At 63.4% G+C, this 6,970-nt stretch carries 5 protein-coding genes; 2 read left to right on the plus strand and 3 right to left on the minus strand.

What is annotated here, in order from left to right; all coding sequences use genetic code 11:
• Positions 1-431: 431 nt before the first annotated feature.
• Positions 432-2,411, plus strand: a complete 1,980-nt coding sequence (locus LB572_RS34205) for a M23 family metallopeptidase (protein ID WP_224670904.1) — start codon at positions 432-434, stop codon at positions 2,409-2,411.
• Here LB572_RS34205 and LB572_RS34210 read toward each other — a convergent pair.
• Complete coding sequence (locus LB572_RS34210; protein ID WP_224670905.1) at positions 2,408-3,961, minus strand: MFS transporter; 1,554 nt, start codon at positions 3,959-3,961, stop codon at positions 2,408-2,410. The genes LB572_RS34205 and LB572_RS34210 overlap by 4 nt on opposite strands.
• A gap of 226 nt (positions 3,962-4,187) precedes the next feature.
• Between LB572_RS34210 and LB572_RS34215 the strand changes: the two genes are divergently transcribed.
• Positions 4,188-4,820: a TMEM175 family protein gene (locus tag LB572_RS34215; protein ID WP_224670906.1), complete on the plus strand. Its 633-nt coding sequence runs from the start codon at positions 4,188-4,190 to the stop codon at positions 4,818-4,820.
• Here LB572_RS34215 and LB572_RS34220 read toward each other — a convergent pair.
• Together LB572_RS34220 and LB572_RS34225 are read right to left on the minus strand one after the other, a co-directional pair.
• Entirely contained in the window at positions 4,794-6,332 is a 1,539-nt protein-coding gene (locus tag LB572_RS34220) for a L,D-transpeptidase family protein (protein ID WP_224670907.1), read from the minus strand. The two genes, LB572_RS34215 and LB572_RS34220, sit on opposite strands and share 27 nt — an antisense overlap.
• A gap of 191 nt (positions 6,333-6,523) precedes the next feature.
• Positions 6,524-6,889 (minus strand): MmcQ/YjbR family DNA-binding protein, encoded by a 366-nt coding sequence (locus tag LB572_RS34225; RefSeq protein WP_224670908.1) that lies wholly within the window; start codon positions 6,887-6,889, stop codon positions 6,524-6,526.
• Positions 6,890-6,970 lie beyond the last annotated feature (81 nt).

Below are 6,970 nucleotides of genomic sequence, written 5' to 3' on the forward strand. Positions count from 1 at the left end.
TGCAGAGGGCAAACCTAGAAGCGAACTTCTCTGCCGCCAGCGGCGCACCGCCCTCGTTCGTGGGCCGTATATAGTCGGACCTCCCTCGACGCGTCAACACCGATTTCGAACTTTTTTGAATTTTTTGCGACGAATTTCTTGGTCGCCATTTTCAGTAGCCGACTGCCCTTGCGGCAGCCCCTGGGTCATCCACAGCGAGGCCCTATTGCCGCCGCATTGAGGCGTGAAACCGGCCCACATAAGGAAGGCGCGCGCGTGCATGTAAGGGCGCCCTCGCAGCTGACGGAACAGAGCGGTTCACGCCCAGCGTATGATTGGGGATATCGGCCCCGGCCTGCCGTTTCGTTGACTTCAACCGCCGTGACAGGCAAATGTCATGGCCACAACGAAAACGACAAGCCGTTCGCCCGGGGAAGAAGCAGCCTTTCTGGATGCCAGACACGGAAGATGTCATAGCCGAACTCGGCAACGAGCCGCCGCTGATCGCGGACGGCCGCAGCGGTCCGCCCGACCGCCGCGAGGTCTCGGCGCGCTGGCTGTCGGGCACATTCCTTACGGGCGTCACATCGAGTGTTTTGATGGGCGTGGCCTTGTTCGCCGCCCTTGATGGCCGTCAGCAATTGGCGACTCCGCCGGAAATTGCCGAGCTCATCAGCCTTGCCGGTGGCAGCGATGATTCCGGCGAGCAGGCAAAGACCACAAGGCTGGTCGCGCCGCGCCAGATCGCGCGTGCAAAGGACCGGCGGCGCATGGAAGTGTCGATGGTCACCAAGGTCGGCGACCGCGACGTTATCCACACCATGCCTTTCGTTCAGATCAAGATGGCGCTCGCCGCCGGCCACACCACCAACCGTCCCTACCCGCCATTCGACCCCATGCAGGTCTTCGGCGACGACGGCGACGACAATGCCCAGCCGGCAACGGCAGCCGCAGCGGCCGGACAGATCTACGGCGCCAAGGTCGAAAGCGAGATGAGCCTGAAGACGGTCGATTTTCCGATCGAGACGGCTTCCTTCGACGAAAAGAGCGACCTTTCCGCCGACGAAGTGGAAAAGGTGGTGCGCGACGCCGGCAGCGGCTTGAGCGACGGCGCCATCCAGGTGGCCGCTTTGCACTATATCGATCCGCAGCGGTTCGGCGACGCCTTCGCCGAATCGATGGCCGGCTCCTACGACGTGAAGATCACGCAGGAAAATGTTTCGGTCGCGGCGCGCGCCACGCCCGACGACCAGACGCCGGCCTTCGCCGAGGAAATCATCCCCTTCACCAAGGATACCGATATCGCCGAGGCCTACGCCGATTCGGGCTACACCGGCGATGACGCCACCGGCATGGCGGAGGCGATCAGCAAGCTCTTGAACGCCCCGGCGCTGAAGGCCGGAACGGTGCTGCGCGTCGGTCTCGAGGTGCGCGGCGACATCGCCAAGGTCGTGCGCACCAGCGTCTATGACAAGACCACCCACATCGTCACCATCGCGCTCGACGACCGCGGCCAGTATGTGCCGGCACAGGAGCCGGAGCCCAATCCCGAGCTTTTGACGGCGTTCGACGATTCGCAGCCGGTCGTGGTGCGCGGCAACCTGCCCAATGTCTATGACGGTATCTACCGCGCCGCTTATTCCTACGGCATGTCGAAAGCGATGACGCAGAAGCTGATCAAGCTTCTCGCCTCCGACGTCGATTTCCAGTCGCGGATCTCGCCGGCCGACCGGCTCGAGGTCCTGTTCTCGCAGCCCGACAACGACGACCAGACCTCCGACAATTCCGACCTCCTTTATGTCTCGGCGACCTTCGGCGGCCAGACGCGCAATTTCTACCGCTTCCAGATGCAGGACGGCAGCACCGATTATTTCGACGAAAATGGCTCGAGCGCCGAGCAGTTCCTGCTGCGCAATCCGCTGCCGGCCGGCAAGTTCCGCTCCGGCTTCGGCGCCCGCCGGCACCCGATCCTCGGCTATGTACGCATGCATACCGGCGTCGACTGGGCAGCACCCATCGGCACGCCGATCATCGCCGCCGGCAACGGCGTCATCGAAAAGGTCGGCTGGGCCGGCGGTTACGGCAAGCAGATCATCATCCGCCACGCCAATGGCTACGAGACCTCCTATAATCACCAGAGCGCCTTCGCCAAGGGCATCGAGCCCGGCATGCGCGTCCGCCAGGGCCAGACGATCGGCTATCTCGGCCAGACCGGCCTCGCCACCGGTCCGCACCTTCACTACGAGCTGATCGTCAACGGCACCAAGGTCGACCCGATGCGGGTGCGCCTGCCGGTCGGCAAGGTGCTGAAGGGCGACGATCTTGTCGCCTTCAAGCGCGAGCGCGAGCGCATAGACGATCTTTTGAAGCAGGAAGACGGCAACTCGCTGAAGGTTGCCAGCGCCAAGACTGATTCGCAGCTTCCGAACTAATCCTGCGAATCGTCTGCCGGCCGCGGCCAGGGCGATGCCTGTCCGGGAACCGTGAACCAGGCGGTGAGTGAGGCGAGCACGCAAAGCAGCGTCGTGATCGCCGCGACCGCGGCGAAAGCCGAATCGCTTGCCGCGACCCTGACCGCATCGATGTTGGCGGCAAGACCGGACGCGGGCGGCTCGCCGAAACCCGGCACCCCGGAAGCGTCACCGACGATGCGTGCGTAGACCCAGGCCGCCATCGAGCCCATCGCCGCCACGGCGATCAGGCCGCCGACGCGCGAGACCGCATTGTTGATGCCGGACGCTGCCCCGGTATCCTTGTCCTCGACGGACGTCATGACTGCGGTCGACAGCGGCGATACGACCTGCGCCATGCCAAGTCCCATCAGCGCCATCAGCGGAAAGGTTCCGATCCAGAAATCGTGGATGCCGAAGTGGGTGAGCAAGGCAAGGCCGGCGAAGGCGACAGCCACGACCATGCTGCCGCTGGCAATCGGGAAACGCGGACCGATCCTGTCCGACCACTGGCCGACCGGTCCGGACAAAAGCGCGATCGACGCCGACAGCGGCAGGAAGATGAAGCCGACCTCGGCCTCGCTCAGCCTCCAGCCGGCGATCAGCAGCATCGGCAGGTAGAACAAATTGGCCGACAGCGCGAAATAAAGGAAGAACGTCGCCAGATTGGCGCCGGCGAAGGCCCTGATCCGAAACAGGCCGAGATCGATCATCGGGTCGCGCCGCCTGCGCTCGTAAAAGATGAAGGCAAAAAGCAGCGCCACGCCGGTGACGATCGCCGGACCCGACATCGATCCTGCGCCTTCGGCATTCATCGCCGTCAACCCGTAGGCGAGCAAACCGAAGGCAAGCGTCGCCAACGCGGCGCCGCCGAGATCGAGGTTGCGCTTTTCGGTCGGTCTGTCGGCCGGAACCTTGGCCAAAAGCAGATAGATCGAGATCAGCCCAAGCGGCAGGTTGATGGCGAAGATCGCCCGCCAGACTCCATTGCCGAAAGCCGACAGGACAAAACCACCCAGCACAGGCCCAAGCGCCGTGGTCAGCGCCGACGCCGCGGCCCAGATGCCGATTGCCCGGCCGCGCTCCTTCTTCGGATAGGCTTTGGCGATGATGGCGAGGCTGCCCGGCACCATGATCGCCGCACTGATGCCTTGGATGGCGCGAAAGGCGATCAAAACAGCCGGATCGGGCGCCACCGCGCAGGCGAGCGAAGCCGCGACGAACAGCGCGATGCCGATGACGAAGGCGCGCCGCAGGCCAAACCGGTCGCCGGCAGCGCCCCCCGCCAGGATGAGCGCCGACAGCGTCAGCGCATAGGCATTGGAAATCCACTGCGCCTGCGCCAGGCTGGCGCCGAGATCCGCGCGCAGCGCCGGCATGGCGATCGCCAGGATCGACCCATCGATGAAGCCGAGCGCCGAGGCGAGGATCGCAGCGACCAGCACGAATTTTCGCTGCGTCTGCGGACAGAACGTACCATTCGCCCGCGCGGGCGAATGCGAATCGGCATTGGTTTCGTTCGCGGATGACATGGACCCCTGCTTAGCCCCCTCGCATGGGCGCAACAACAAGCCAGAGCATCGCTGTTCTTGAAACCAGATGGCTAGGGCATGATGCCGAAAAGTGTGAAGCGGTTTTCGGGCGACATCATGCTCCACCTCTTCAATCCGGCCCTGGCCGGATGGCGAGGTCGGCCCAATCCTGATGCAAACCACCGGTGGCGTGCTAGGTTCCGCCATCATGCGTGGAGGGGAAGCCATGAAGCGGCCGCTCGAACCGTCGGCGGAGGGACGTGGACGCATCGTCGGCATAACCGACGGCGTCTTCGCCATCGCGCTGACCTTGATCGTGCTGGAGATCAGGGTGCCATCGCATGAGGCGGTGCATTCGGAAGGCGAATTGCTTGGAGCGATCCTGGCGCTGGCGCCGCGCTTCCTGACCTATGCGCTGAGCTTCCTGACGCTGACCATTTTCTGGTTCGGCCAGCAGGCGCAGCATGGCCTGATCGCGAAGTCGGACCGCAGGCTCGCGACATTGAACCTGTGCTTTCTCGCCTTCATCGCGCTGCTGCCCTTCTCGACCGACCTTCTTGCCGATTTTCTGGAGTTCAGGATCGCGATCGTCGTCTATTGGCTGAACCTGCTGATGCTGGGCGCAACGTTGTTCGCCAGTTGGTGGCATGCCGACAGGAACGGCATGGTCGCCGAGGACGTGGACGCTGAAACGCGGCGCACCGTCTACAATCGTATCGTCAAGGCACAGATTCTGTGGGCGGTCGGCGCAGCGCTGTGCCTGATCACGCCGCTGCTCAGCATAGGCTTCATCCTGCTGGTGCAGCTCATCTATGCCGCCGCGCCGCGCGCCTCACTGCTGCGTAAACTCATCGGCTGAGGTCCCGCCGACATCCGCGATTGTTGATCCGCCGACAAATTCCACCGTGACGCCCGGCGACACCAGCTTGGCGAGTTCGCGCGCATCCCAATTGGTCAGGCGCACACAACCATGGCTTTCGGTCTTGCCGATCTTGGAGGGTTCGGGCGTGCCGTGGATGCCGTAGGTCGGCTTATCGAGCGCGATCCACACCGAGCCGACCGGCCCGTTCGGACCCGGCGGGACGGTCAGGATCTTGTCGTTCTGGCCCTGTTTGAAATTGATGTTCGGATTGTAGGTGTAGTTCGGATCGAGCGCGATGCGCGAGACGGCATGAATGCCGGTTGGCGATGGCGTGTCGGCCGATCCGATCGTGGCCGGATAGGCCGCGACCAGCTTGCCGCTGCCGTCGTAAGCGTAGACTTCCTTCTTGGTCTTGTCCGCGACGATGCGCGCCACCGGCGTCGACACCAGCTTGCCGAAATTGGCGACCTTGATCATCGTGCCGGGGCGATTGAAGTCGACGCCTTTGTTGATCGACTTCAGATAGGTCTCGTCCATGTGGAAGCGTTCGGCCAGCGCCTCGGTGACGGAGGTATAGCACATGCAGTCGAGCTTGGCCTTCTGGCTGTAGTCTTCCGGGATCGAGGCGACGTAAGGGCCGGCGACATCTTCCGGCGTGATCGTGTAGGAGGCGAAGGGATCGCCGCCCGACTGGGCGAGCGCCGCCTGGATGCCGACCGCATCGGTCGATTTCAAATTGGTGCCGTTTATTTCGTTATAGGCGGCCAGCGCCTTGTCGACATTCGAGCCGAAGCGTCCGTCGATCACGCCCGGCGAAGCGCCGCCGCGATCGAGCAGCACCTGCAGCGCCGCAACGTCCTGGCGCACCCCGAGCGACAGCGATGGATCGACCGTGGCCTTGCCGCCTGTGCTCGGCAAGGACGGCTGGGCGTCCGGATTGGTCTGCAGCACTTCGCCTTGGCCCGGCTGCTCCGGATCGATCGACGCCTCGTTCAGCGGCTGGCGCTTGATGGTGTTGGACTTCGGCGCCTCCGGATAGGTGCTGGCAGAGCCCTCATCATTGTTCGGCGCCGGCGGATAGGCATCGACGGAATTATCGCCGTTGGGGTCATATTCGTCGACCGGCGGCGGGATGACCCGGCCGTTCTCTTCCAGCTGCCGGCGGCGGAAGCGCGCCATATCTTCGGAATTGTCGAGATAATAGCGGTCGTCGTCCTCAGGCTGCGCGCGGCCGAGCTCCTGCATGCGCATCTGTCGGCGAAGCGCGCGGCGATCGAGCCTGCTCCCCGGCGGTTGGATGGCGATCACCTTGCCGGTGTCGGCATCGACCAGCACGCGGTTGCCCCTGGCATCGTAATAGATGTCGATATTGCCTTCCTGGGCCAGCACCAGCGCGCCGCGCTCAGTCGGGCGGGCGCTCTGCGTGCCATCCACGCTCGGCGTGGCGAACGCACTTGATGACACCAGCCCGGCCGCGAGTGCCGAAAGGGAAAAGATCAAGCGCAGCATGGGGGTCTAGCTCTCCGGTCGACTGGGCTTCTGGCGGGCGAACCCTTCGCCAGCAAACCAGTCACCCAAGTTAAGGTTCCAATATGAACCGGGCATGAAGATGGCGGTTTTCCGTGCTTTGAGGAATATCGGCCAATGCATGTCGTGCAAAAGTATGCTGCGGTTTTACGAGAGCGACATGCGTAGGATCCTTAGGTCGCGGCAAACCCCAATTCCTTGCGTGCCTGTTTGGTCAGCTTGAGGACGACCAGTCGATGGCTCTCGCGCAGATAGTCCTCGAGCGCCGCATCATCCATGCTTTGGCTTGTCTGACGCTGGATCCATTTCATGCCCCGCGAGGCAAGATAGGGCGCTGGCCGGCAGCCCGGCTGATCCTTTAGAACGTCGAAAGCCATCTCCGAACATTTGAAGGTGACGAAAAGCTGTCCGCCCTCGTTCCAGCCGCCAATGGCGAACACCTTGCCGCCGACCTTCCAGACATGGGCGCCGCCCCATTGGACGACATGCGTCGTCGCCGGGAGCCAAGCGCAAAAGCCGTTATAATCGTCGAGCGTCAACGAGCCCCTCCTCAGCCATTTCGAATCGGCGGCTGATTATGCGCGGTCGCCATAAATAACAAAGCGCGCCGCATCTCCAGA

The sequence above is a fragment of the Mesorhizobium sp. BH1-1-5 genome, assembly GCF_020165615.1.
GTDB lineage: Bacteria > Pseudomonadota > Alphaproteobacteria > Rhizobiales > Rhizobiaceae > Mesorhizobium.